This is a genomic window from Ruminococcus sp. 8Y-12 (assembly GCF_058119865.1).
In genome coordinates, this window is record NZ_CM176623.1 from 4,905,144 (window position 1) to 4,929,163 (window position 24,020).

General features: G+C 39.0%; 24 protein-coding genes and 1 pseudogene. 1 reads left to right on the forward strand and 24 read right to left on the reverse strand.

Going from position 1 to position 24,020, the window contains the following annotated elements; genetic code table 11:
* Positions 1–36 precede the first annotated feature (36 nt).
* The 19 genes and pseudogenes from AC0THY_RS19985 to AC0THY_RS20075 all read right to left on the reverse strand — a co-directional run bounded on the left by AC0THY_RS19985 (position 37) and on the right by AC0THY_RS20075 (position 19,310).
* The gene (locus AC0THY_RS19985; RefSeq protein WP_489992343.1) at positions 37–1,362 is read right to left on the reverse strand and encodes an MATE family efflux transporter; all 1,326 of its coding nucleotides are present in this window, start codon (positions 1,360–1,362) and stop codon (positions 37–39) included.
* Positions 1,363–1,515: 153 nt separating this feature from the next.
* On the reverse strand, positions 1,516–2,013 hold the full coding sequence (locus AC0THY_RS19990; RefSeq protein ID WP_489992344.1) for a DNA-deoxyinosine glycosylase: 498 nt from the start codon (positions 2,011–2,013) through the stop codon (positions 1,516–1,518).
* Between the two features lie 24 nt (positions 2,014–2,037).
* Positions 2,038–2,193, reverse strand: a pseudogene (locus tag AC0THY_RS19995) (sporulation transcriptional regulator SpoIIID); the annotation flags it as partial.
* Positions 2,180–3,715 carry a recombinase family protein gene (locus tag AC0THY_RS20000; RefSeq protein ID WP_489992345.1) on the reverse strand — a complete coding sequence of 512 codons (1,536 nt, stop codon included), beginning with the start codon at positions 3,713–3,715 and terminating at the stop codon, positions 2,180–2,182. The pseudogene AC0THY_RS19995 and the gene AC0THY_RS20000, both read right to left, overlap by 14 nt.
* A gap of 127 nt (positions 3,716–3,842) precedes the next feature.
* The gene (gene fic / locus AC0THY_RS20005; RefSeq protein WP_489992346.1) at positions 3,843–4,448 is read right to left on the reverse strand and encodes a protein adenylyltransferase Fic; all 606 of its coding nucleotides are present in this window, start codon (positions 4,446–4,448) and stop codon (positions 3,843–3,845) included.
* Between the two features lie 106 nt (positions 4,449–4,554).
* Complete coding sequence (locus AC0THY_RS20010) at positions 4,555–5,271, reverse strand: hypothetical protein (protein ID WP_489992347.1); 717 nt, start codon at positions 5,269–5,271, stop codon at positions 4,555–4,557.
* Positions 5,268–6,449, reverse strand: coding sequence for an AAA family ATPase (locus AC0THY_RS20015; RefSeq protein WP_489992348.1), 1,182 nt, complete (start codon positions 6,447–6,449; stop codon positions 5,268–5,270). Before AC0THY_RS20015 ends, AC0THY_RS20010 begins: the two co-directional genes overlap by 4 nt.
* Positions 6,450–6,918: 469 nt before the next feature.
* A complete protein-coding gene (locus AC0THY_RS20020) occupies positions 6,919–8,979 on the reverse strand; it encodes a hypothetical protein (protein ID WP_489992349.1) in 2,061 nt (686 codons plus the stop codon).
* A gap of 137 nt (positions 8,980–9,116) precedes the next feature.
* Complete coding sequence (locus AC0THY_RS20025; protein WP_489992350.1) at positions 9,117–9,668, reverse strand: hypothetical protein; 552 nt, start codon at positions 9,666–9,668, stop codon at positions 9,117–9,119.
* 29 nt (positions 9,669–9,697) lie between these two features.
* The gene (locus tag AC0THY_RS20030) at positions 9,698–10,456 is read right to left on the reverse strand and encodes a hypothetical protein (protein ID WP_489992351.1); all 759 of its coding nucleotides are present in this window, start codon (positions 10,454–10,456) and stop codon (positions 9,698–9,700) included.
* 130 nt (positions 10,457–10,586) lie between these two features.
* Entirely contained in the window at positions 10,587–11,219 is a 633-nt protein-coding gene (locus tag AC0THY_RS20035) for a recombinase family protein (protein WP_489992352.1), read from the reverse strand.
* A gap of 68 nt (positions 11,220–11,287) precedes the next feature.
* On the reverse strand, positions 11,288–12,190 hold the full coding sequence (locus AC0THY_RS20040) for a DUF5688 family protein (protein ID WP_489992353.1): 903 nt from the start codon (positions 12,188–12,190) through the stop codon (positions 11,288–11,290).
* A gap of 10 nt (positions 12,191–12,200) precedes the next feature.
* Positions 12,201–13,013 carry a recombinase RecT gene (locus AC0THY_RS20045; protein WP_489992354.1) on the reverse strand — a complete coding sequence of 271 codons (813 nt, stop codon included), beginning with the start codon at positions 13,011–13,013 and terminating at the stop codon, positions 12,201–12,203.
* A gap of 172 nt (positions 13,014–13,185) precedes the next feature.
* Complete coding sequence (locus tag AC0THY_RS20050) at positions 13,186–14,112, reverse strand: YqaJ viral recombinase family nuclease (protein WP_489992355.1); 927 nt, start codon at positions 14,110–14,112, stop codon at positions 13,186–13,188.
* A complete protein-coding gene (locus AC0THY_RS20055; protein ID WP_489992356.1) occupies positions 14,109–14,465 on the reverse strand; it encodes a hypothetical protein in 357 nt (118 codons plus the stop codon). Before AC0THY_RS20055 ends, AC0THY_RS20050 begins: the two co-directional genes overlap by 4 nt.
* A 10-nt stretch (positions 14,466–14,475) precedes the next feature.
* Positions 14,476–15,408 carry a DUF932 domain-containing protein gene (locus tag AC0THY_RS20060; RefSeq protein WP_489992357.1) on the reverse strand — a complete coding sequence of 311 codons (933 nt, stop codon included), beginning with the start codon at positions 15,406–15,408 and terminating at the stop codon, positions 14,476–14,478.
* A gap of 309 nt (positions 15,409–15,717) precedes the next feature.
* Positions 15,718–16,911 (reverse strand): YARHG domain-containing protein, encoded by a 1,194-nt coding sequence (locus AC0THY_RS20065; RefSeq protein WP_489992358.1) that lies wholly within the window; start codon positions 16,909–16,911, stop codon positions 15,718–15,720.
* Positions 16,912–17,215: 304 nt separating this feature from the next.
* Positions 17,216–17,410, reverse strand: a complete 195-nt coding sequence (locus AC0THY_RS20070; RefSeq protein ID WP_489992359.1) for a hypothetical protein — start codon at positions 17,408–17,410, stop codon at positions 17,216–17,218.
* On the reverse strand, positions 17,400–19,310 hold the full coding sequence (locus AC0THY_RS20075) for a zinc ribbon domain-containing protein (protein WP_489992360.1): 1,911 nt from the start codon (positions 19,308–19,310) through the stop codon (positions 17,400–17,402). Before AC0THY_RS20075 ends, AC0THY_RS20070 begins: the two co-directional genes overlap by 11 nt.
* Before the next feature lie 128 nt (positions 19,311–19,438).
* Here AC0THY_RS20075 and AC0THY_RS20080 point away from each other — a divergent pair, with 128 nt between their 5' ends.
* Positions 19,439–19,744 (forward strand): helix-turn-helix domain-containing protein, encoded by a 306-nt coding sequence (locus tag AC0THY_RS20080; protein WP_489992361.1) that lies wholly within the window; start codon positions 19,439–19,441, stop codon positions 19,742–19,744.
* A 144-nt stretch (positions 19,745–19,888) separates the two neighbouring features.
* Here AC0THY_RS20080 and AC0THY_RS20085 read toward each other — a convergent pair whose 3' ends face one another.
* The 5 genes from AC0THY_RS20085 to AC0THY_RS20105 form a co-directional block, all read right to left on the reverse strand.
* Positions 19,889–21,493: an IS1182 family transposase gene (locus AC0THY_RS20085; protein WP_489992362.1), complete on the reverse strand. Its 1,605-nt coding sequence runs from the start codon at positions 21,491–21,493 to the stop codon at positions 19,889–19,891.
* 128 nt (positions 21,494–21,621) lie between these two features.
* Entirely contained in the window at positions 21,622–21,990 is a 369-nt protein-coding gene (locus tag AC0THY_RS20090) for a hypothetical protein (RefSeq protein ID WP_489992363.1), read from the reverse strand.
* Positions 21,991–22,017: 27 nt separating this feature from the next.
* Positions 22,018–22,989 carry a hypothetical protein gene (locus AC0THY_RS20095; RefSeq protein ID WP_489992364.1) on the reverse strand — a complete coding sequence of 324 codons (972 nt, stop codon included), beginning with the start codon at positions 22,987–22,989 and terminating at the stop codon, positions 22,018–22,020.
* 91 nt (positions 22,990–23,080) lie between these two features.
* Positions 23,081–23,686: a relaxase/mobilization nuclease domain-containing protein gene (locus tag AC0THY_RS20100; protein ID WP_489992365.1), complete on the reverse strand. Its 606-nt coding sequence runs from the start codon at positions 23,684–23,686 to the stop codon at positions 23,081–23,083.
* On the reverse strand, positions 23,668–23,955 hold the full coding sequence (locus tag AC0THY_RS20105) for a hypothetical protein (RefSeq protein ID WP_489992366.1): 288 nt from the start codon (positions 23,953–23,955) through the stop codon (positions 23,668–23,670). The genes AC0THY_RS20100 and AC0THY_RS20105 overlap by 19 nt, the downstream gene beginning before the upstream one ends.
* Between the last annotated feature and the right edge of the window lie 65 nt (positions 23,956–24,020).

The following is a 24,020-nucleotide window of genomic DNA, read 5'->3' on the forward strand; positions in this document are numbered from 1 at the left end:
TATATTTACAAGCCGCAAACAGGAAAATAATATTCTCTATATTTTTTGTAGCTGCCATTTTCCTCTGAAATAGCGCAGTGTAAAACAGATCGCCCGAAAAAGCCAGTCAATCGTCATGGCTACCCAGATTCCGAAAACACCCCACCCCAGAAATTGACCCAACACATAGCTAAAGGCGATACGGAAAACCCACATGGAGAAAATCGAGATCCACATGGTAAATTTCACGTCATTGGCCGCCCTCAGTGTATTGGGCAGTGAGAAGGATGCCGGCCAGATGGTAGTGCAACAGCATGCATGATAGATTAAGATCTTTTCAGCCAACTGCGCTGTGACATCTGACAGATGGTACACATGGATGATCAGCGGAAGCATAAAGAATATGACCACATTCATCAGTACCATGGCTGCATAAGTCACGATCATCAGCTTCTTTGTATAATACCTGGCCTGCTGGTAATCCCCTGCGCCCACGCATTGTGCCACAACCGTAAGAATTGCAAACCCCATGGCCATTCCGGGAAGTATTTGAAACAGTGCAATTGTATTGGAAACCGCGTTTGCCGCAATGGACGCTGTCCCAAAGGTTGCTACCAAACTGAGTACCAAAATTTTACCCAATTGAAACATACTGTTTTCCAGTCCATTGGGTACTCCGATATGTAAAATCTTTTTTACTGTATGCTTTTCAAAGCAAAAACGCATCCCCTTTCTCAAATGCACCGGATAACGCTCTCTTCTTAAAAGCAGGATAATAATCACTGCCGCCAATACTCTGGAACACAGTGTGGGGATTGCCGCACCGGCCACTCCCATCTTAAACCCATAGATCAGGATAGCATTACCCACTATATTCACACCGTTCATCAAAAGGGAGGTCTTCATAGAAATCTGGGAGTTTCCCATAGAGCGAAAGATGGCCGCTCCTCCATTGTACAGTGCTATAAAAGGAATAGATGCTGATACAATCAAGAGATAAATTCTGGAGTTCTCCATCACCTCAGGCTCAATTGCGCCGAATACACCGTGAAGGATCAATTTCTGTCCTGCATACACCAGAAACGTAATACCAATCGAGAGAACAGTGATAAACATAACCAACTGTTCTGCAGCCTTGCAAGCGTTCTCTGTCCGTTCCTGCCCAATATACTGCCCGGCCACCACAGCTCCTCCGGTGGCCAGAGCAGCAAAGATATTGATGAGCAGCACCATCACCGTATCCACCAAAGATACCGCAGAAACAGCCGCCTCCCCTGCACTGGCCACCATCACAGAATCAGCAAGTCCTACTGTGACTGTCAGCAATTGTTCAATGATTAAAGGAACAATCAACTGCGCCAGCTGTTTATTTGTAAATCTCATTTCCCCATCTCCTTACTTTATCTTTCCGTTATCTATTTTAGCACATTTTACTGGTATGCATAGCCCTTACTCCTTTTTTATATAGAACAAATAAGGCAGGCTACTCCACAACCAAACACAAACGTGTTCCGGTGTTGGGCAGCCTGCCTTTGTCTATAAATATTTGCGTATGTCACTCCAATACTCCAGCAGCCGTTCCAACTGAAATGCCGCATTGGCCGGACTGGTAGATGGAAGTTTCTCAATCTCCCTCTTTGTATCCCTGAAAGAATATTTTTGGTACAGCTCACAGGCTTTGTTGCCATTGGCATAGATTTTGCGTATGGGTGCATGGTCCAGGATAACCGATAAATCCGCTGGTACCACATTTTTTATGGAGCTGTCGCTGGACCCGATTATATCGCAGTGGGCCACAACATCCCATACAGCAATATGCTTTTTTAACAGAAAAGCCCTTTTCTCCTCCACTGTGAACGGTACTTCACAGCCAGTCACGTGGGCCAGTACCTTCCAAAAGCGGTTCTGCGGATGTCCATAGTAGAATTGATTTTCTCTGGACTTCACGGAGGGGAATGTCCCCAAGATCAACACCTTGGAGTGCTGGTCAAAAACTGGCTCAAAACTGTGGGTAAGCGTCTTGTATTCGCTCATCTTCTGTCTCTTCTCCCTTTTCTTCTAATTTACTGTCTGATGCAGATACTTTTCTCTGGTAGCCATTCCACCCCGTATATGGCGTTCCGATTTGTTCACATCCAGAACCCTTCTGGCCTTTTTTGCAAGTGTAGGGTTGATCTGAAGTAAGCGTTCTGTTACGTCTTTATGTATGGTTGTCGCTAATTAGAACGCTCTCATCTAAACCTAAATCGCCGAAAAGACGCAGATAGATGTCTACATTGCCCTCTTTGTCCACTTCTATTTTCTGGATGATTTGTTTCAGCTGTTCATTGGTCATCTCCCGGACAGAGGTAATATCTTCTATATTCTTAAAGGTCTTTTTTATGACCTCTTCTAACTGATCCCCTTTGTTCAGATTATACTGTACCAGTTTCAGATCATTTTCCAGCTTTTCAACTTCTGTTTTCATGCCGCCGATTCTCTCATTCAATTCTTCCCGGCTGATCAGATCATCGGTATACATGTCCATGTATTTCTGCCGGGTCTTCCGAAGCTTCGCCAGCTTGTCCCGCAGTTCCTTTTCATAATTTTCATTTGAATCTTTTGCCTTATAAATCTTCGTGAATTCCTTTACCACATGCTTGATGATATTCTTTTTCGCTTTCAGCATTTCAGCAAAATATTCTTCCAATGCCTGAATCAGATCTTCTTCATCCACAGTAACCGCATTAGGGCAGCTATCCGCTCCTTTTCCGTTATGACCGGAACATACCCACCGCACGTAGGTATTCTTGTAGGTGCGCACAGTCCGGCGGAAAGACCATCCGCATTCCTTACATTTTATCAGGGTACTAAATAGGTATTTATTGCTTTGTCTTTCTCTCTTCATATTAAATGCTCCGTGACGTGAGGATAATATTTTCTGTGCCTTATCATATATCTCCGGTTCAATGATTCGTAAATCTGGGCGGTCTGTGACCATCCATTCCGAGTCATCCTTATCTGCCCTTACTCCTGTCAGAAAATCAGTGACCTCCTGCTTGCCATTAATTACTTTACCCGTATACAATTCGTTGGTGAGAATCCTGCAGACTGCATTTTGGCTAAAGCTGCAATTACGTTTTGTTTTAAGACCTTTCTCATTCAGCATATTGGCAATCTTGGCAGCCCCGTAACCCTCTTCGGTATACCATTCATATATCTGCCGGACTATATTTGCTTCTTCTTTATTGATCTCCAGATTAAAATAATCTCCAATGGTTTTATCATACCCATATACAATATTGGGAACACGTCCTTTTTCCGCATTCATCTTTTTGCCAAACTTTACACGCTTGGAAGTGTTGGCACTTTCCTCCTGAGCCAGCGCGCCAAATATTGTGAGCACAAACTCAGACTGTCCTAAGACTGTCATATTGGCGGTTAGGAAAGTAGTTTCTATCCCCAGTGCCTTAAGGGTTCTTACACTCTGCAGCAGATCCACCGTATTCCGGGCAAACCGGGAAATGTCTTTTACCACTACCATGTCAAAAAGACCTTGCCCGGCATCCCGCATAAGCTGCAGAAATTCTTTTCTATTTTTAATTTTTGTTCCTGAAATACCTTCGTCTGCATATAATTTAATAAGGTTATGACCGTTCTTTTCCGTATACTCTGTAAAAAATCTCTTTTGTGCTTCCAAGCTGTTGAGCTGATCGGATTTATCTGTAGAAACGCGGCAATAAGCAGCTATATTCATATCGTCATTACCTTTCCACTATTTTTATACCATTCTGTTACATCCTAATTATAAACTGGAATTATATAAAAGACAAGAAAAAGATGAAGAACAAAATGCTCTTCATCTTTACCTAAAACAAGTATTTTTACAAATCTTCGGCTCTGTAGACCGTATACCCCTCATAATAGTAACTGTGATCTATACCTTTCATATAAATCTCACGATCATTGATCTGATCTGTCAGCGCCTGTTTTAAAATATACTTAATCTCAATATCTTTGATCGGACTTCGCTCCATAGCAAGCAAATAGTCCTCCTTGTCTACCTTACTCCAGTCTATTACAAGATTTAATTCTTTCTTTAAGATTTGATCCAGCCAGATCCTAGTACTTCGTCCGTTTCCTTCTCTGAATGGATGCGCTACATTCATCTCAACATATTTTTCAATGATTTCATCAACGGTAGACTGTGGCATTTTTTCAACATTCTCTAATGCCGTCTCCAAATACATGACCGGAGCAAATCTAAAATTACCTTTGGCTATATTTACATCACGGATTTTTCCTGCAAAATCATAAACATCTTGAAATAAATATCTATGGATTTCACAAAGCGACTCAAACGTCCCCGGTTCCAGCTTGTCTAAATAACTGTTTTCAAATAATTCAACTGCTCTTTTCTTACTTAATTTTTCTTCCTGCCGGGCTAGTTCCGCTGAATCAGTTATGTTTAACTTGTTTTTAAGTGTCATATCATCTTCCTTTCCGCATAACTTGCCGCCACTTTTAACTCAAAAAAGTTCATTTCATCGCCCCATTCTGAAGCATCTGCCACGAGTATCAGATACCCTGTTGCTTTCAGTGGGGTAATTGACTTTCAAACTGTTTAGCACTAATGCAAAGTCTTTTCACATTTTCCCAATTATCACATACCTGTTCCACAAATTGCCTGTAAATACGAAGCCCTTTTTTATGCCCCGGTATACGAACCCCATGATAATCTTTTCCTTTTGAAATGATCGACATCCACGGATCTTCAACCATTTCAACATCTGGCAGCTCATCATAGGCAGCCGCCACCCATGTATCGGTACTGTCGCATGGAATTACAATACATATTCCATCTTCATGCTTCAGCCATGAATATATCAATTGGGTTAAATGGTCTATGTACCCCTGAATGCTTTCTTCATGTGTTCCGCAAGGTAACTTTACCGGACAATCATTTCTCTTGATATACTCACACATCAGAGGATTTATTTTACCTTTCCACTCGCAAGCCGTCTGATCGCATAAACAATGGACTTCTTTTTCTTTTCTGGAAACATCACCGTCCATCTGGAAAATAATCAGGTCTAATCTTGGAGAAATGTCTTTCATAAAGCTTTCTAATATTTCCGAATGGTCTGTACACCATTTCCATACACCCTTCCAGCCATTCCCATATTCCCCGGTCAGATTATCTTCCGGCTGTAATGCCAAATAATGATTTTCTTCTCCGGTAATCTGGTCTACGATCCCTTTCAATAATACGAAATCCGTTGGTCCTTCACAGACAATTCCTATATTCTTCATATCAGCTCCGGTACACCTCCAAGCCTGCCATTTATCCAGAGTCTTGACAAAGGTTGTCCCTCCTTGATTAATTCTTCTGAAACCTGAATTCTTTTAATCTGCGCATAACCATTTTTATCTCTGTCCACCGCAAATAGACGAATCTCATCATTTTTTATATCAAGCCCATCTAATACAAGCGGGTTATGGGTTGTCAAAAAAACATGCTTATTATTCTTAATAGCCTCTTCACAGAAAACCTGTGTGATTTTTTTAGCCAATCTTGGATTCAAAGCATGATCAAAACTGTCTATGGCAAATATAGATGGAGCCTGTGGATGCATGGCAAGACAGAGCATGAAGAGTACATATAAAGCCCCCTCACTTGCATCGTAACCTGTGAATTTTGCGGTGTTCTTCATAAAGCGGTCACTAAATTCTATGATTTGTCTAGTCGTTGGGATATTGGAGTTAATGCTTGTCTTTTTCGGTATATCAATCGTAATATCAGAAGCCCAGTCTATCATCTCTAACACATCATCCATATACATAGAGCCAAAACGAATATCTCCGTCCTGTTCCTTAATAATATCCTGCAGAGCTTCTGCCAGCCTGCCGCCATTTAGTCCAATCGGCGTTACCTGATTCGGATCTGGAACGGTGCCTCGCAAGGTCAGTGTATTCGGCTGGAAAATACCATAGTTAGAAAAGTACTTTGCAATTTCTCTGCCCTTTACCAGCTCCGGGTTTTCATCTATCAGGAAAAAACCAATGTAGTTGTTTCCTTGGTTCTGGGAAGCGTTACTTCTCCCCCATTTTTTTTCACCATTCTGTGAAAAAGCTTCTGAATGATACTTCCAATAATCAGTATCTGTTGGAGTAGTTAAATGTACATCATATCTGAATGTATCATCCCGCTCCTCATCTTCCCATTCCAGCGATAAGTCAATGGTCGGTTTGGCTCTCAACCCTTTAAAGCTCGATTTGTATAAGGAAGAGGCACTCAATCTCACACCTTTTCTCTGCAGGCTGCTGGCATCCACCCGATCAGTCATGGCAGCGCTCAACAAACCGATCGCTTCCAGAATTGTTGACTTACCGGAACCATTTGCGCCTACAAGTACATTCACTTTTCCAGGTTGAAACGAAGTATTATATAATGACTTGAAGTTTCCAAAACTAATCTCTTTTATGTTCATCTTATCGCCCCTTTCTGCAAAAAGTATATCATATATTACAAATTAAATATAGCCATTTTTCACTTTTTTATTCATACCTAATTCGACAAACAGGCGCAAAAAATAAGAGCTGTTAGCCAGCGCAACAGCTCTTATCTTTTGTATCCATGCATGATTGATTTGAGGCTTCTTCCTTTAAAATTTCATCAATCCTCTTCTGATTCACTTCCATAAAGATTTTAACTATGTACTCCGCAGTAGCTTCTGGTGTGTTGGGGTTATGGAATCGAATATTTAATTTAGACTTGCTTTGAATAGCAACCACCTCCCCGGTTCCTTCTTTTAAACTGTTTTTCTAGCTTATGAAGAATGATTTGCAAATAGTCCTGATTATTATAATTTTTCTGAACCGCCAAACCGAATGAACCTTCTCATAAATATACCGCATGTATATTATCTGGCGGTTTGTACGGTTTCACGGTTTCAGTTATCATTCCTCAAGTTTACGAATCGCATCTTTCTTCAGATACAGATACCTCTTGGTATTACCATGCTGTATTGGCAATTTTCTGGAGCGCTCTCGTCCTTTCTCTTTTTCAAGAACATCCAGAATCTGGCCACGTTCTAATAGTCCGATCATTGCATCTTCATTTGCAATTGAAAAATTTTTATAGTTTTGTCGACAGTATTTATTTATAATTTGCCATAACTCTTTAGTTTGAATATAATAATACGAATCATCTTCATATAATGTGCATCTACATACACAGCTCTCTCCGTTCAACAGTACTGGTTGAATTTCCGAATGTTCCATTGCATTTAGAAGAGCTTCGATGACTATTATTCCAGCATCTCTTTCTTTAATTCGATCTTCCATATTTCTTAATTCTGTTATAATAACATCTGCTGTTTGCTGTATATACTCTTCGGAATATCCATTATTCCAAAAACCACGTTCCTGTGCATATTGGGCAAGCACTACTGTCGTAGTCATGAATGTTGCATAAATTTCCCCATAACGTGAATAATCGAAGATATATTGGCTACGGAACTTAGAAAAATTATCTGAAATATATGTAATGATTTCCTTAAATCTTACGGTTACCCATGCAAGAAAATCATATACATGTGTCGGCAAAATCCACCTGTTTTCCTGGTAAAACTGAAGTTGCTCATTCATTACATCATCCCTTCCAATTTCTGTTATAAATATCCTGCTAATTGAAGATGGGATGCCTGTAATAATTTCTGCAGTCAGTATACATCCATTTCTGGCAGGAAAGAATTTTTTGTCTGCGTCTGCTGAAAAATCCAGCATTCGTTTCTTGCTAACCTTATCTCCATAACACCGAATGAGGTTGTCCAGTTTTATATCCATCTGTCGTTGCTCTGCCTTTGTGACTCCTGGTTTGAAATCATCAATCAAAACTGGGGAGTCCTTGTACAGACTCAATGTTTTCTCAATCCCACATGATGTCGCTGTAGCAAATTCAGCATCTGCTACTAACCTATCTCGATTAAAAATTTTCGCCAATGCAAGAACCAGGCTTGTCTTCCGGCTATTTGTAACTCCCGACAGCATAAAAATAAATTTTAAAGGATAACCTGCCTGTTCGTATAATTCTGTCAGTAATGTTGAATGCATATATATTACCAACGCACTGCTTGCCATGCCGTTTTGACATATATTTCTCATTTCCATAGCGTCATAAAAAGTTTGTGCCACCCCCAAACGATCTTCTTTAATATCCAAAGTATATTTTCCATCAATCGTATGAACAAAGCCATTTTGTTCTCCCACTACTCCATATCTATGAATATATCTCCACCCCCGACCTGGCACTTGACGCCATCCGGCATTTGGATAGATTATTTCTTCTGGAACATCTTCTGTTTCTATGCATTGCTGCACTTTTTGATGAAATGCTACCTTTTCATTCTTATCTTTGGGAATTGTCGCCAAGGAATTTGTTGCCTTTTTCAACCATACCGTTTCTTTAACTTTGCTAGCATTTACTACAGTTTCAAAATAACGGCTTTTTCCATTAGCAGTGAATATAGTTATTCCTACATTATATTCATACTCTGGTTTCTCCCCCAGTTCTGTATCATAAATTTTAATAATCGTGCGATTTAATTTCAGATCGAAATTAAGATTTTGTTTTGCCATTATTGCTCCTTTGTTAATAAGGCTCGGAATTACGTTACCTGCTTTTTTGTAATTCATGAGCGCTTGGGCAATATGCGGTAATATCCCATCTAAATCATCCATACTTCCATATAGTGGACGGCAAAGGTTCTCTGCTATCTGCGCTATTTCCTCCGAAACGTAATCAAAAGGCTTCTTCCTTTTTGCACCTCCATCCATTCCGCTTTCTTTCTCAATAACCGCCACAACTTCCTGTGTACTATCTCTCTTTGACGTTTGAGGTTCCTCTCCAACTGTGAATGGCTTTATCCTAGTTTCTTCGTTTTTAGCATGGCTAATAATGACCTGAAACGGTTTTACTTTTTCAGAATTATTCTTCTCGTCTTCCCTGATGTTTTCCATGATACTTCCTCCTAAATTGATTTATTAACACAATTCTATTATAAAAAATGTATTCTCGAAATTCAGTCATAGCCATGTTTTTCCCAAAAACAAATTTACCCCATAAACTTAAAAGAGATGCTTTGTCTGCACCTCTTTTACTTCATACCATCTATTTGATTATTATACATTTCATAACTACTGTTAATTATTAGTGCCTGTATCTTTTGCGTTAGTTCATCGTCACATCCACTACATGTTATTTTTGTTACTATAGAGTCTAAAAAATAGAAAAACCTTGGTGCTGGAAATATTTCTTTCTGTCTACGATATTGCAACGCTTCTACTATTTGCTCAGTGTTTTTTAAACTTTGAATCTTTTCTGCAAATTCTAAATCCTCCGCTCGCTGACTTTCAGCTTTCTGATATGTAGAAACATCTTTTCTATAGATTTGTTCCACCTCAGAAATAATTTTAATTTCCTTAACAAGCTTTTTTTGATGCTCTTCAACATACTTTTTACTCTCGCTATAAGAATATCGCTTCATTAATTCGTCTAATATTTTTTCTGCAATTTGCCTGTACAATTCTTCATAATCTCGTATTTTATGGTTTAAAATTTCTGTGTATACTTCAATTCTTTCTTTTTGATTAAAACTTCCTTTCTGCCGATCTACCCACAACTGTATGCCAATACATTGAATAAACATGCATCGGCTAAAGCACCCTCTACACTTCATCAACACTCTATCAACGGACTTAACATTTCAAAATTCGGCTCCTTAATAGAGCTTAAAATAAAATTTCTAATATATGTATCTGTATTTAAACCCAATAATTTTTCTAATATAATATAATCATCAGTCTTGTAATCTAAATGCAGTTCATTACAGTCTTCAAAAATTTTTTCAATATCCTCATTTTTATATTTTTCAAATCTTGTTTCAGTTTTAATGAAAAGATTTCTGAATTTCTTTGAAAAAAGCCATATCCTTACTACATTACATCCTACGGAATATATCTCTGCATTTTTCGCTGTTGAATATTTTTCCATAGAGAAGATATGGTTTTCTTTATCTTTCTTCTTTAAGTTCTTTATATTATCTTTGATTTTCTGAAACTCTGGTATCGTGTTCTTTTCTGACTTCTTGTCTAGGTACCATTTATCTAAAAATAATTTTTCTTTTTCACCATTAACACACTGTAAAATCAGATATAATTCATTATAAATATCTAGCTCACAGAATTGAGATGTAATTATCTGCTCAAGCCTATTACAAAGTTCAAAATTATTTTCCTCTAATAATGATGAATCCTTGGAGTAATATCTTCCATATATTCCATCTAATTTGGCTCTTAACTGTACATCCTCTGAAATCTGAGTTACTTTCTTACTTTTGCATTCTGAAACCAACCTTTCAAAATTTATCTCCCAAAAATCTACCTCTCCATTATTAAACTTTTCACTACTACAATCCATTAAACAATATCTTTTCATTTAACACGGCTCCTAACCTACTTTGTATCCATATAAGTATACCACAACCTCTACCTTTTGGGATGCACTGTTTATCTATAACATTTACATCCCAAAAGGTGCTTTCATAGTTTTGAACTATGTCCTAGATTCAAACTACTTTTTGAACCATACTTTCCTCATAAGCCTTTACCATACGGTAAAAGGTGTTTTTCTTTATGCCTAACAACTGCATTGCATTTCGTGCCGTATATTCCCCCGCTTTCCAGTTATCATATATCTCTGTAAAATTGTCTGGCTGCTTAGTCCTGGGTCTTCCTAAATGCTTTCCTTTCTTTTTCGCTGCTTCTATTCCTTCCCTCTGGCGTTGCCGGATCGTCAGCCGCTCCTGCTCGGCTATGCTTGCAAGAACCTCAATCAAAATATTCTGAATCATATCCATGATCCATTTCTGACCATCCGGCACTTCCGTTAATGATGTCGGTATATCCAGAATCTTAAGTCTCACCCCCTGTTCCTGAAACCATTGTAATTCTTGGCGTATATCTCTTTTATTACGGGAAAGGCGATCTAAAGATGTAATAATCAATGTATCTCCTCTTCGTAACCCCAGTGCGCCTTTCAATGCGCTATAAGACTCCCTTTTAAGATTCTTTCCGCTAGCTTTGTCAATTAGAATATTTCCCTCCGGTACAAATTCTTTTAAAGCCAAAATCTGACGATCTAAATTCTGCTCCTTACTACTAACTCTGGCATAGCCAAAAATTCTTTTGTTCTCATTCATAAAGCTCTCTCCTTAGAAAATACCATGAAGCCCCAATTATACATACATAATATTTAAAATTGGCTGTTTTACTCTGGTATTTTAATTTTTCTCTCTACTCGATCAAAATAATATACATGATCTTCCAGTACCTCCTGCGTTCCTACCACAGATTCATTTATCTCCTTAACCATTCCATTTAACTCCTCCACGTTCGTCTTCCCCTCATCCAGAACAATGATAAACTCATGGAGGCTTGCCGGCAAAAGATACAGATTCTTTTGTACTTTTTCTGCAAACTCTGCCAACAAAGAGTCATCCAATATCCCAACAGCCCCATAAAAATTCTCCTGATTTGACAGCACATACATCGGACACAGTCCTAAGTCTTCGGATACCTCTTCCTCCAGCGCAATTCCCATACTGTCTACGATCTCCCCCAGGCTTTTGATCTCGTAGCCCTCCTCCTTCTGGTTTTCCATCGCTGTCTGATGAAGCTCCTCCTCACCAATTCCCCAAAGCTTTATCATCCCTCTGCTGATTTTTATAACCCCATGCATCTCTTCCTGTGGGATATGAATCATATATACAATAGCAAGATCCAGAAATGGGTGGCTGGGCATATTCTGCAGCAGTTCCTGATTCTTGCTTTTTGACAGCAGCGCCGGGTGGACATACCTCTTGACTACATCCCAGCTGCTTATCATCTGCCTCATGTCCTCCCCATGCTCTTTCGGAATATGATGTTTCTTGATATATGCTGTTATCTCCGAGACACATTTTTTCAAGTCTCCATGTTCTAAGTAGTCTTGATAAAATTCTTCCACATACACATTGACACGCACACGTTCTTCCTTGTTCCCTACACATATACCATCCGCTATGATCCCGTTATTCTTTTTTACAGGGAGGAAATCCACCTGATATGCCTCTCCCAGTCTATCCTGTACACCTATTGCTACCTTCTCAATAAACTCTTTATAATTTATCATTTCATTCTCCTTATGCACTTTTTTCCGTGTAATCTGCGTCAAAAATCTCTTCCCCGTGAATCTCACTCATATCTTCTCCGATCTCTGTCTTGATTGTTTCATCCGCAGACAAAGCTTTTTGAAAGTCCGCCTTTATCGGCGCATACTTCAATGCCTGTTTAATCACCGTTTTTTTCGCCATCCCAATGTAATTACTCTTCCACGGGCTGAAAGAAGAGTCGAATGCCTTTGAATATTCCTTGGCATAAGCATCCATATCTTCTTTGCTCATGACTTCAAACCCGAAGCCATTGTTGACGAGCTTAAAAAACCCGTAGAAAAGCTTGACTTCCCCGCGGTCCTTTAATACAGGGCGGTGAACCAGCTTGGGATTCAGTCCCAATTCGTATTCAAACTCATCGTTCTCATAAACCACCTGTGCAGATATAATCTGCATCTGCGGGTTCCGGTAGCTTAAATCAATAAGCCCTTTGTAGCCAATCTGGAACTGGCATTCCATTGCCCCCTTATTGTTATACGGAATCAGATAAGCCTGTCCCAAAGGAGTATTTGGCTCCAGTCCTAACTGTGCAGCGTTCATCAGTGCTGCCAGAAAGCTGATCTGCGTACACTCCCTCAACCTTGGTGTGGTATTCAGCGCCGACAATGCCATTCTGGTAAATCTTTCCGGTGTGATGACCTCCGGCAGCGCCTTTTTGATTTCCGGCTCCATTGCCTTGATTAAATCCGCAATGCTCATAGATTTGGTAAGTCGGTTCTCTCCCTTTGTACTTTCGGCTTTTTTCGCCAGTTCCTCTTTTGCGTTTCCTGTTCTTGCTGCCATCTTTTTTCCTCCTGATTGCTATTTTCTATATGACTTTTTCCACCCAATACCATCATTTTTGTAACATTACACTTCCTATGAAAAATTCCTGCTATTTTGTTCTCTCCGAATATTAAGATTGGAAGAAGCGGCAGATTTTATATTCCTGCCGCTCCTCACTCTCGCCCATCTCTTACGCCGCTTTTACCGTAAATCTCCGGCTGGTAATCAGCTTCCGGTATTTTTCATAGACCTGCGGCTGTTCTTCTTTCAGTCGCTTTTCATCCAGCCTGTTACTGTTTACCGCTTTCCACGATACAGAGAAGCGTTCATTTTCTGCCTGTTCCGCCTCTCCCAGATACAGCTTTAATTCCTGCTCAATCTGTTTCTTTTCCCTCTCCATTTTTTCTATGACTGCGACAAGCTCCTGCCTGCGCTGCAGCTTATCATCAAATCCGGTCAGAGGAATTACTTCCTGCCTGGATTGTCTGAAATACTCCGCAATGACCGTATCCGCAATCTTAGAACCATCCGGCCCCGGAATCTGCCCTTTCACCACACAGTTCTCCCAGAAATCCTTTTCAATCTGGATCAGGTCTGCGATCATCTCTTCATCACGCTCTATCCGGTAATATTTAAACTCTCTGCCGTAAATCAGTACCGCAATATACCAGGTGTCCGCATTGCAAACCGCCATATAATGATGGCACTGTATCTGGTAAGACATTGGAATTTTCCCATCCTGCCATTTGTCCGCCATGTAAGGGCTGGCAGTCTTACACTCCAGCCCCGCATTTTCCCCGACCACCATCCGGTCTACGTCAGCAAGCATAAAGGGATTTTTTTCGTCATAAAACATCACGTTTGCTTTTCGTACCTTTTTTCCGGTGGTTTCCGTAAACCGTCTTGCCACGTAGTCCTCAAACTCCCTGCCCTGGCGCATGGCTTCATTGTCAATTTCTTCTACCTCATCCGTGGTCTTATCATAATAAACCTGCATGGCAGTCCGGTATGGGTTCAAACCGCACACCGCCCCGGCATCCGAACCACCAATTCCCTGCTTGCGGTATTTCAGCCACGCTTCTCTGTCCAGATTTAAAGTGGATACTAATTTTTTCATGCTGCTTTCCTCTCCTTGTCATTTTGGTCTAAACTTGCGTCTGATTCCATAAAATCAAAAATCATCTGCATAATAGAATTTTTTAGTTCTTCTGTATGGGTATCCTCTTTTTTCAGCCAGCCCCCATACAAAAAAGCCAGGAGATTTGGAAAGACAATCAGATTCTTTAGTGTCTCTTCCCCTATCTCACGGCTTATTTCTAACAGCAGTTCATAAGTACTAATGATGATATCAATCTGATACGCTCTTGCAAAAATCTCCTCTGGCTTTTGCTTTAACATCCTCTGTTTAAATCTTTCATTCTCCAATCCGATCTTTACACAGAATAATTCCTGCAGTTCTTCTCTTTCCATATCTCCTCCCTTATGCTGCATTCATCATCTGGTATGCTTTGTCAATCAGAGGATTTCCATCCACGGTTCGCACAAAAATGTTTTCTTTATAATTAGCAGATTTTCGGAGTCGCACTCCATGCGTCGCGAAATCTGATACCGCATTTATAAAGCGAAAAGCATTGTTCCCTACGTCCTGTAAATCCGGGGCGTCAAAGTAACGGAGCTTCATATCTTCCTGTAAGCGCTTCATATTTTTAATCTGCTGTGGTGTCGAACCGTCCTCTATCGGCAAAAGTATTTCGATGTATTCCTTTACTTGCTTGTCCGTCAGCTTCTTCCTGCGGAGTGTTTCAAACTCTTTCCCTAGCTTGTCCATGTATTTTTCTGCCAAAACCAAGGTATTTCTTGCTACCTGGAACTTTTCTTCAATATTTCCCGCATGAATCATTGACCATGAGCGTTTTGCTGTAGACAATGCCAAATTGAGTGTGTTCTGGCATACCACTCGGATGGGAGTAATAGCTACTTTAAGGGAGGCTGATCCAGTATGCTCATTTGTAAAAACAAGATATGGACTGATTCTTTCCCCAAAGATTATATATTCATGAGGCAGATGTGCCAGCAGCCAGACTTTCTTCCCTCCCTGTAAACTCCCCGCAGTTTCGTAACGTACTCCTTCTCCTAGCAGTTCATCAGTAAACGCAAATGCTTCTCTGTTCTGTACAACCTTATAGCGGTCTGTGACAACCCCTAAAGCTTTCCTGTCTGAATCTCTGACATTTGCCTTATAGCCATCAATCAATTCCTCTGTCTCTGTATAGATAGGTTCCTGCAAAACATTCCAATCTAATCCTGCTACTATTAAAGCTTCTCTGGAATCCGGTGCTTCCATGACCCTTACCCCCAAACCATGCCAGGGTGTTTCCCTTACATAAAACATACTTTCTACATTTGCTGCCATAATAAAATCCTCCTTCTCTACTGTTCTCTTCATTTATTGGACCTTTTTGTTGCTATTGCATCATCAACACACTTTAATCATCGTCTTTAAAGATTTCTTCTACAGCGACTATCACAACGCCTAAAATAGCCAGTATAATCTTCCCCATAGGTATCACCCCCCTCTGTTATAATAAAACAGAGCAGAACCCACTAAAAGGTTCTGCCCATTGAATATTGTTTCACTGTTATAATATATTATTTCATTTTGATAATTTTACTATTACATTACCGCAATCATATTAAACAGTTGTTAAAAAATTTTTTAGTATTACGATACTTTCTCAAATACTCCTTGTTTTTCACCCTCAACAGAAGAAATAGACAGTGAGCCATCCAAATTTTTGCTTATGTAAAAATCCCCTCCATCTATATAGCCATCAACTATTGGGCAATCGTCCCCATATGCCAATAGACTTCCATCCGCTTCAAAACACTGGAATGAATAAAGTTTCTGTTCTTCTTCATTTTGAGTAATAACCAGCTTCATGCCAGTAGAAGAATCTTCATATATCCCTGTGAGTCCTTCTTTCGATTCTTTATTTATTTCATCTATTTTTCTCTTTAGAAAGTCTATATTATATTTTTCTATATCAGAAAACATAGAATCAGTAAAATCTTCCTCTTTTACTGTTCCCTCATACCAACTTTTTTTGAGAAAATAATCCAGTCTGTCAACATCTTTAAATTTCATACCTTTTCTTGCATAGATTTCGTCAACAGCCATTTCTAATTCCTGAACCGAACTATTTTCTATGTCACTATCTGTCAATTCACGAAATGCACTTTCAAAGATTATATAATCACCATTCATCTCTCTTTCTGTTACATAATGCAGATATTCTTTTTCAAAATTCATTTGAATGCTCATAGACTCAACATTATCGTTATTATCAAGATCTATATATCCGCCTATTTCATAATACGGGGATGTCCAAAAGCATATTCTATGATTTGCTTTTTGGAAATCATAATTATATGTATCTGCTAACAACTTCTTGACTTTCTCAAAATTCGTCCCATATGTAATTCCATGAAACCCAAAATCGTAATTTTCATCTATCACTACATCAATCACCGTATCACCATTTCCAGGGTCAATTATCACACTATTATCCGGTAAGCAATAGACCGCCCCTATGGCTAAAGAAAACTCTCCTTTTACTAAAATATCATCCAGTGGTTTACCTATGTAATATTCTATATCTACCATAGATTCTGAAGCCTCCTCCGTAACAGTGTGAACAGCTTCTTCTTTTTTCTGGTCTTTATTTCCTGCTTTTTCTTTTCCAATAGCTCTTCCCACTATTGCCACAACGATAATAGCAACTACAACAATTAAAATTACATTTGGCTTTTTTCCCTTATTATTGTTTGATTTTCCATCAAGATTTAACTGTGTGCCACAATAAGGACATTTGTTCCAGCCATCCTGCATATCTTTTCCACACTTTGTACAAAACATTTCTAATCTTCTCCTTTCCCTTCTCTGTATATTAAATAATCTAAAGCTATGTTTTTGTGAACACTGACATTCTACTAAAACAATATTTTATACAAAACAATTATTACCGCTATAATTACAATAGTCGTAATAACCGGTCTGTCTCTATAACAATTTTCAAAAAGTTGTTTAAATGGTCCCCCATCAATCCGCTCTCCCTTTTTATATGAGTAAATAAAAGATATGGCTACCCATATAACTAATATCCACGCTATCGTTTTCACCATTTGTGTTTTCCCTCCAAATTGTTCTGTATCTTTTCTTCCTACTTCTTTAATAAAGAAATAATCAATTTAATTACCGCTATTGGTATCAAAATAAATCCAAGCAAAAACCCGGTAAGCAGTTTTTCTAAAAATATTGCATCTATTTTTGTGCTTATTAATACCTTGTTTTTATATATTGTTTCTCCCGCCGCCCAATACCCCAGTGCAATATAAACTAAAAGTCTAATTTCCATCTTTTCTATTACCCTTTCTTTCTCCACAGATGGGACAAAATTTCATCTCGCTATCCATCGGATTTCCACATTTTCCACAGAACAAGGCTTCACCTGACGGCTTATTATGGGCTAGTTCCTGATTTTCTGTATAGTCTCTTTCATTTTGAAAGACTTCTTGATTTATGACCAGATAATCACGCTGTGCCTTTTGATACACTTTAAGCTTTTTGTACGCAAGATATATAACATTGGCAGCAATAATAAGTACCACTATCCCTATATCCGCATCATAGATAAAGCTCCCTAAAACGAAAACCCCCGCTATGAGTCCTCTTTGCTTTAATTTTTTTTCCTGCTCTGGTATAGAATCCGCTTTCTCCTTTAACTCACTGTATTCTGCTTTTATCCCATTTTCAATTTTGTTCAGTTCTTCCGAAGCTTCTTCCGTTTGCCATGTCTGAATTTTTAATTTTTTATGGATTCTATATTTTTCAAGTGTACTTTTATCAAGAAATGCTGAACGTATCTCTTTAATCTCTCTTTTTACTGTTTCAGCATATTCCCTTGAAGTATATTCTTTCCCTTCAAAACTCCTGGAGCGTACCTCTTCTGCCTGTTCAAGGGTATCATACAGCTTTCCATTTACCGTTCTGTGGATAATATCAAACTCTTTTAATCTTTCATTTAATTTATTTTCCAACTCACTAACACGGCTGTAGCCCAAGAACTTCCGATATTGGCAAATTTCTTTGTATACCTTTTGAACTTGCCCTTCATCTTCCATATCAACATTTTTTCTGGCAGTAACGAATCGGGTAATCTCTGCCTCTTTTATTGGCTGCAAATCAATTTTTAAAGTATCTGCGAATTTTTCTAATTCCTGATCTGTATCTCCAATCAGCCTTAATACCAGATTATATTGCTTATTAAGAAACGGAAAACGTAAAAGATTTTCTACAACCTCATCTTTGGTGCTGCTATATGCGTTATCGTTCTTGCATTGAAACTTATAAGCATTGTTAAATTCTTCAAAGTTCTCCCAATCATAATATTTTTTCGGTATCGGTATTCTGCATTTTTGGTTCAAGTCTTTTAATACTAATAGAATATAATAAATGCATTCATATTCAAATTGTTCTATAAGCATCTTCCTGTTTACTATATCTTTTAACCATACTACTTTCTCGCACATTTTTATGACATCTTCAATTTCTGAAAGATTTGGCGCTAAATCGGCATATTTATTTAGAAAATCTGCTATCTCTATCCCACCTGTGCTAAAATAACTTCCCAGCTGATATGCCTCTAATACCTCGTCCGTAAAATCAAATGACTCTCTGTTACAATAATCGTCAAAGCTCAAACCTCTCACTTTTGGGTCATTATCTTTCACTCTTTTTTCATAAAATGCTTTTAAATTTCTTTTACCACTGTCCTGTATATTCTTATCTATGTCACATGAACATACAGCAAAATTTTTATTGTCTTTAAAATAATCTCCAATTATAGCTCCAGCCATCATGTATATGTTTCGAATCTCATTGCAAATCTTATCTAAATCATCCATTGAAGCATAATCCGTTACTTCTTCCAAAAATTCATTCATATACTCATCTATGGCATGAGTAGTTTTAATTTTACCTATATATCTTTTTATTTCTCCTTCATCCAGAGTTTCAACTTTATCCAGGCAATTTCTATAAAGAACCAACTGTTCTTCTATTTGCTTATGTAGCTCTCTAAATATAATTGAACAAATATAATCTGCTTCTTCTAATTCCACTGTTTTTCCATTAAGAATAAATTCTTGCTTGTCCATACCTTCCTCCAAAAAATTTTTTAAACATCTATTTCCATAAACATACTTTCTTGGCAAACTTTTACATTTTTCATTTATTAAAATTTTTGTAACTACCATTTATATACATTCTGTCATCGCATACACAGTTGATTAGTTTTTTCGTTAAAATTATACGACAAAAACCATTATTTTACAACGCTATTCCGAATAAAATTAACGATATAATTAGGAATGGTGGTAAAATTATGATTAATGTCTTAGAACGAGTTACATACTACAGAAACCAGAAAGGCTGGAGCGAATACCAGCTAGCAGAAAAATCCGGTTTAACACAGTCCACAATCTCTTCCTGGTATCGAAAGAATATGGTTCCCTCCATACTCTCGCTGGAAAAAATATGCAATGCTGTTGGCATTACTCTTTCCCAATTTTTTTCAACGGAAGACGACGATTTTTCACTAACTGCTCTTGAAAAAGAATTACTGGCAGAAGCAAACCGCCTTACAGAGCAACAGCAGACTGCGCTGATTCAATTTTTCAAAACATTGTAAAGAGGGTGTCGCAAAATCATCAAAAATAGATGATTGAGCGGCACCTTTCTTTTTCCTTAGCTAAAACCGGCTGGGATTCCTGAATGGGGCATTCCCGGCCGGTTTTTTGCGTACCTTAATAAGACCTCTAATCTCTCTTTCATTTTATACTGTTTTTAATGGAAACAGATAACTTCCTGTCCTCTCATTTTGTATCTTGGCGTGCAGTTTATTCAGGTTATAACCCATACTCAATAAAAAAATCTCCAGTTTTACCTTTGTTTTTCCACGCAGCAAAAATCGTTGGAATTCATAGTCGTTTTTTAGCACTCCAAAGGCTCCTTCTACCTGGATGGAACGGTTCATGCGATATAGTATCCCCGTCTCGCTCAGGATATTTTCATACGATTCCTGGCGTCTCTCTATGAATTCCTTTGACACATAAAGGCGCTTATTTCCACGGGCCTTCGTGCATTTTTCCTTGACGGGGCATCCTGCACACCCTTCGCTTTCATACACCGTCACGTTTGATTCATAGCCACTTTTACTTTTCTGCTTTTTTATATACACCTCATTCAAACGCTTTCCCTCATGACAGATATAACTGTCCGTCTCTGCATCATATTTCATGTTTTCACGTTTGCTGATGTCCTTTTTGAAACTGCGCTTTTTCCACTTCTCATAGGTCTGAGGCTTGATATAGGGCTTCTGGTTTTGTTCTCTTAGATAGGTGTATCCTTCCTCGCTCTCATAACCCGAGTCTGCGGTGATGCTCGGATATCGGAATCCCAGCTTTTCTTCCATGTATCTTAGAAATGGCACAAGCGTCCACACGTCGTTGCGATCCTGAAAGAGATCCGCTGCGACAATGTATTCACTGTCCACACCAATCTGGACATTATAACCAGGTTTGAGCTGGGCATTCCTCATATGGTCCTCCTTCATATGCATAAACGTTGCATCCACGTCGGTCTTGGAGTAGCTGTTGCGATCCCCAAAACGGGTATGATGCAGATCATAAAGCATCTGTCGGTCCAGGAACCTCCGGAACAGCTCGTAATAGCGTTGATGGACTGTTTTTCGTTTTCCACGTCCATGTACGAACGCAATCCCATTCATTGTGGCAGTCTTTTCTAAAAAATCCACAATCTCCTGCAAATCGGACGACCGGGTTTCTCTTGTTACCGTGAAGGACTTGATATACTCCTGGTTTACCAGTTCTACAGCCACTGCGATTTTATCAAACATTTTTTCTTCCCACCGGCCAACCGATTTCTTCCAGACGAAGGTATATTTGTTGGCACAGGCTTCCAGCTTTGTGCCATCAATAAATACAGTCTCCTTCGACAATTCACCCATGGCTGCCAGATGGCGTACGATCTGAAAAAACAGGTCTTCACAGGCATCAGCCAGAAATCCTGTGCGAAACCGCGCAATAGTACTGTGGTCCGGCGCTCTTTGCCCGGCCAGAAGCCACATGAAGTTGATATCCCTGCGGCAGGCTGATTCAATCTTTCTGGAAGAATAAATGGTTTGGGAATAGGCGTAGGTTAGAATCTTAAACATGGTCTTTGGGTCCACTGCTGGATTTCTGCCTTTGGCAGAGTAAGCCTGATACAGCAAAGTGTAATCTAAATCCTCCAATTCGTGGCTCAGCAGTCGGACAGAATCATCATTCGGGATCAAACCTTCCAAACTTAATGGCAAAACCAGTTGATAAGTTTGGCCAAGTTCGGTATAATCTTTAGTAGTATATTTAGTTAATCGCATAATTAATTATACCATGAATGGCGGGCTCTTCGGAGTCCGTTTTTCTGTTTTAGAGCATGAAAATGGAGCCGTTGCTCTGGTAGATTATTTGTCTACTTTTGCAACGGCCCCTTTCATGCCTCTACACTCTAAACACTCTCATCAATACATTCGGCAAACAATCTAAAAGCGTATCGGAATCCCCTGATAAATCCTGCTTCTTCACCTGCAGCAGCAAATAGAAACGCCTTATCCCTGTACTTTTCATACTCCTGTTTCTCCATCTCACCTCTTTCACTCTGCAGTAAATCCGTCAACTCTTTTCGCAGCCACATGCTAATCTCATCCACATCTGTCATATCCTTTATCAATTCACAGTAAATTTCTCTTATCCTCTTATCCATTTCACTCACGGAACATATGTATGCTCCAAATCTCCTTCCCTCATATAATCTTCCAATGCGTAGCTTCTGTCTCCTGTATAGCCCAATCGCAATCTCCAACAAATTTATATCCATCTTATTCTGTCTGTTGCCGTCCGCCGTTCAGCATTCCGCTTTTTTTACCATCTGTATCAGTCCATTCAGATTATCCCTACTGTACCAATGAAGAATATGGTAGAAATCCATTTTTCCTTTGCGGACCTCCCTAATCAGTCTTAATGCGTCTTGTCCTTTTGGCAATTCATCATCCGTACAGTATGTGAGACTGAGAATCCATGTGTCATCCGTATAATCAAAAGTTTTCTGTCTTTCATCATATACGTCCACTGAAACCTCCAGCGAAGTAAACATTCTATTTATCGGAGGTTCCCATTCATGGGAAAACACGCCATACTGCGTTTCGCATAATAAAGAATCATATTTCACGATGTCTCCCGGAGCAAAAGGCAGTGGAACATAAATGCTGTAATCAGAAATCAATCCGTAATATTCGTCCCCTTTTTCCACCCTATGCTGTCCTGCCACCTCGATCAGCCGTAATTCATTGTCAAAATGGTATTCATCACAATCTGAGTAATTAAATTTGGGTTCATCAATCCTGATGCGCAAAATCTCCCCATAAGTCTGGGTATCCCTCAAATCCTCATCATCCAAATACTGCTGCTTGCCTGACACCATACTCTCATAAGCTTTGTCATAGCTGGAGAAGAAGCAGTATTCATAGAAATCTCGCTGAACAAATCCTTTTTCCCCTAATGTCATGGCATAAACGTACCCCTCCGAATCGTACCTGTCCTGAAGGATGTCCCTCCATATCCGAATGGTTTCCATTACCGTATCACGAAACGATTCCCTTTTATCTGTACACCAGTACTCATAAACTTTTTCCGTGCCAAATTCGTTGTCCGAATACTGGTCTGCCAGATACTGCAGAACTTCCAACTTTTCTTCCACTGTCTTTGTTTTGCTGACCGCAATCAGCACCGCCTGCTCTGCAGGCAAAAATTTTGTGTGTTTATTAAACTCACGAATATCCGGTGAGTCAATAAACGGCAATACATCATAACCTTTCATTGTCTTTACTCTCCTTTTCCATTGATAAAGCGGCAGAAGATTTTTGTTCTTCTACCGCTTCTCACTGTTATAATATATGATTCAAAACTGATTACACGACAGGCTTCAAATTATACTTTTTTAAGAACTTGTCTTTATATAAATAAGCACCTGTTTCATTCCCCCACACAAGCCGGCCCAACTCATTAAGGTATGTAAATGACTGCAGTGGAATATTGTACATGATCCCCAGCCATTCCGCCAGAATCCTTCCCACAGTCATGATATTTTCCCGGCACACACTCAAATCATTAATATTGACAGGGTTAATAATCAAATGGATATGATAATGACTTGGTTTATCCATATGAAGAAACTGGACGCATTGATATTCTTGAAAGCATCCAGTTTGAATCAAACACATAATATTTACCAGTAACGGATAATCAACTTCTTTTTCATATCCCTGCGTGTCAAAGCTAAGAATGTAATGTAAAGCTCTTGTACTTAGTGTCTTCACTCTTCGATTCTGTAAATATAAGAACTGGCTGTATACGCTCTCTATTCCTATATTGTACAGATTATTTAAGACCATAGTGCTTCTTTTATTATATGCATAATACAACAAATTCCGTAAATCCCTTTTAGAAGCATAATGGGCATCCTTCTCTCCTCTACATGTTTCCTCCATATTTTTTGCTATCGTAAGCACTGACATAAACTATTTACTCCCTCTCCTAATTGAACTACAAAAGGTCTGACTTTATGATCCTCCGGAATATTTTCTAATAAATATTCTGTAGATTCCAGAACACGCTTTAAAGCATCCGCAGCTTTTTGACTAAACAAATCATCCTTATCCTGTCTAATAAGATATATAATATAATTTGTCTTGTCTAAGTGTCTCCTATCAGCTTTTTCTTCCATCTCCTGATAGAGCTCAATAGGTAAATCAATACATATCTTTCTTCTTTTCATTGGTTTCATCTTGCACCTCTTCTTTATTTAATTATCGGGCTACAAGCCAGTATTGCAAAAGACTATATGCAATA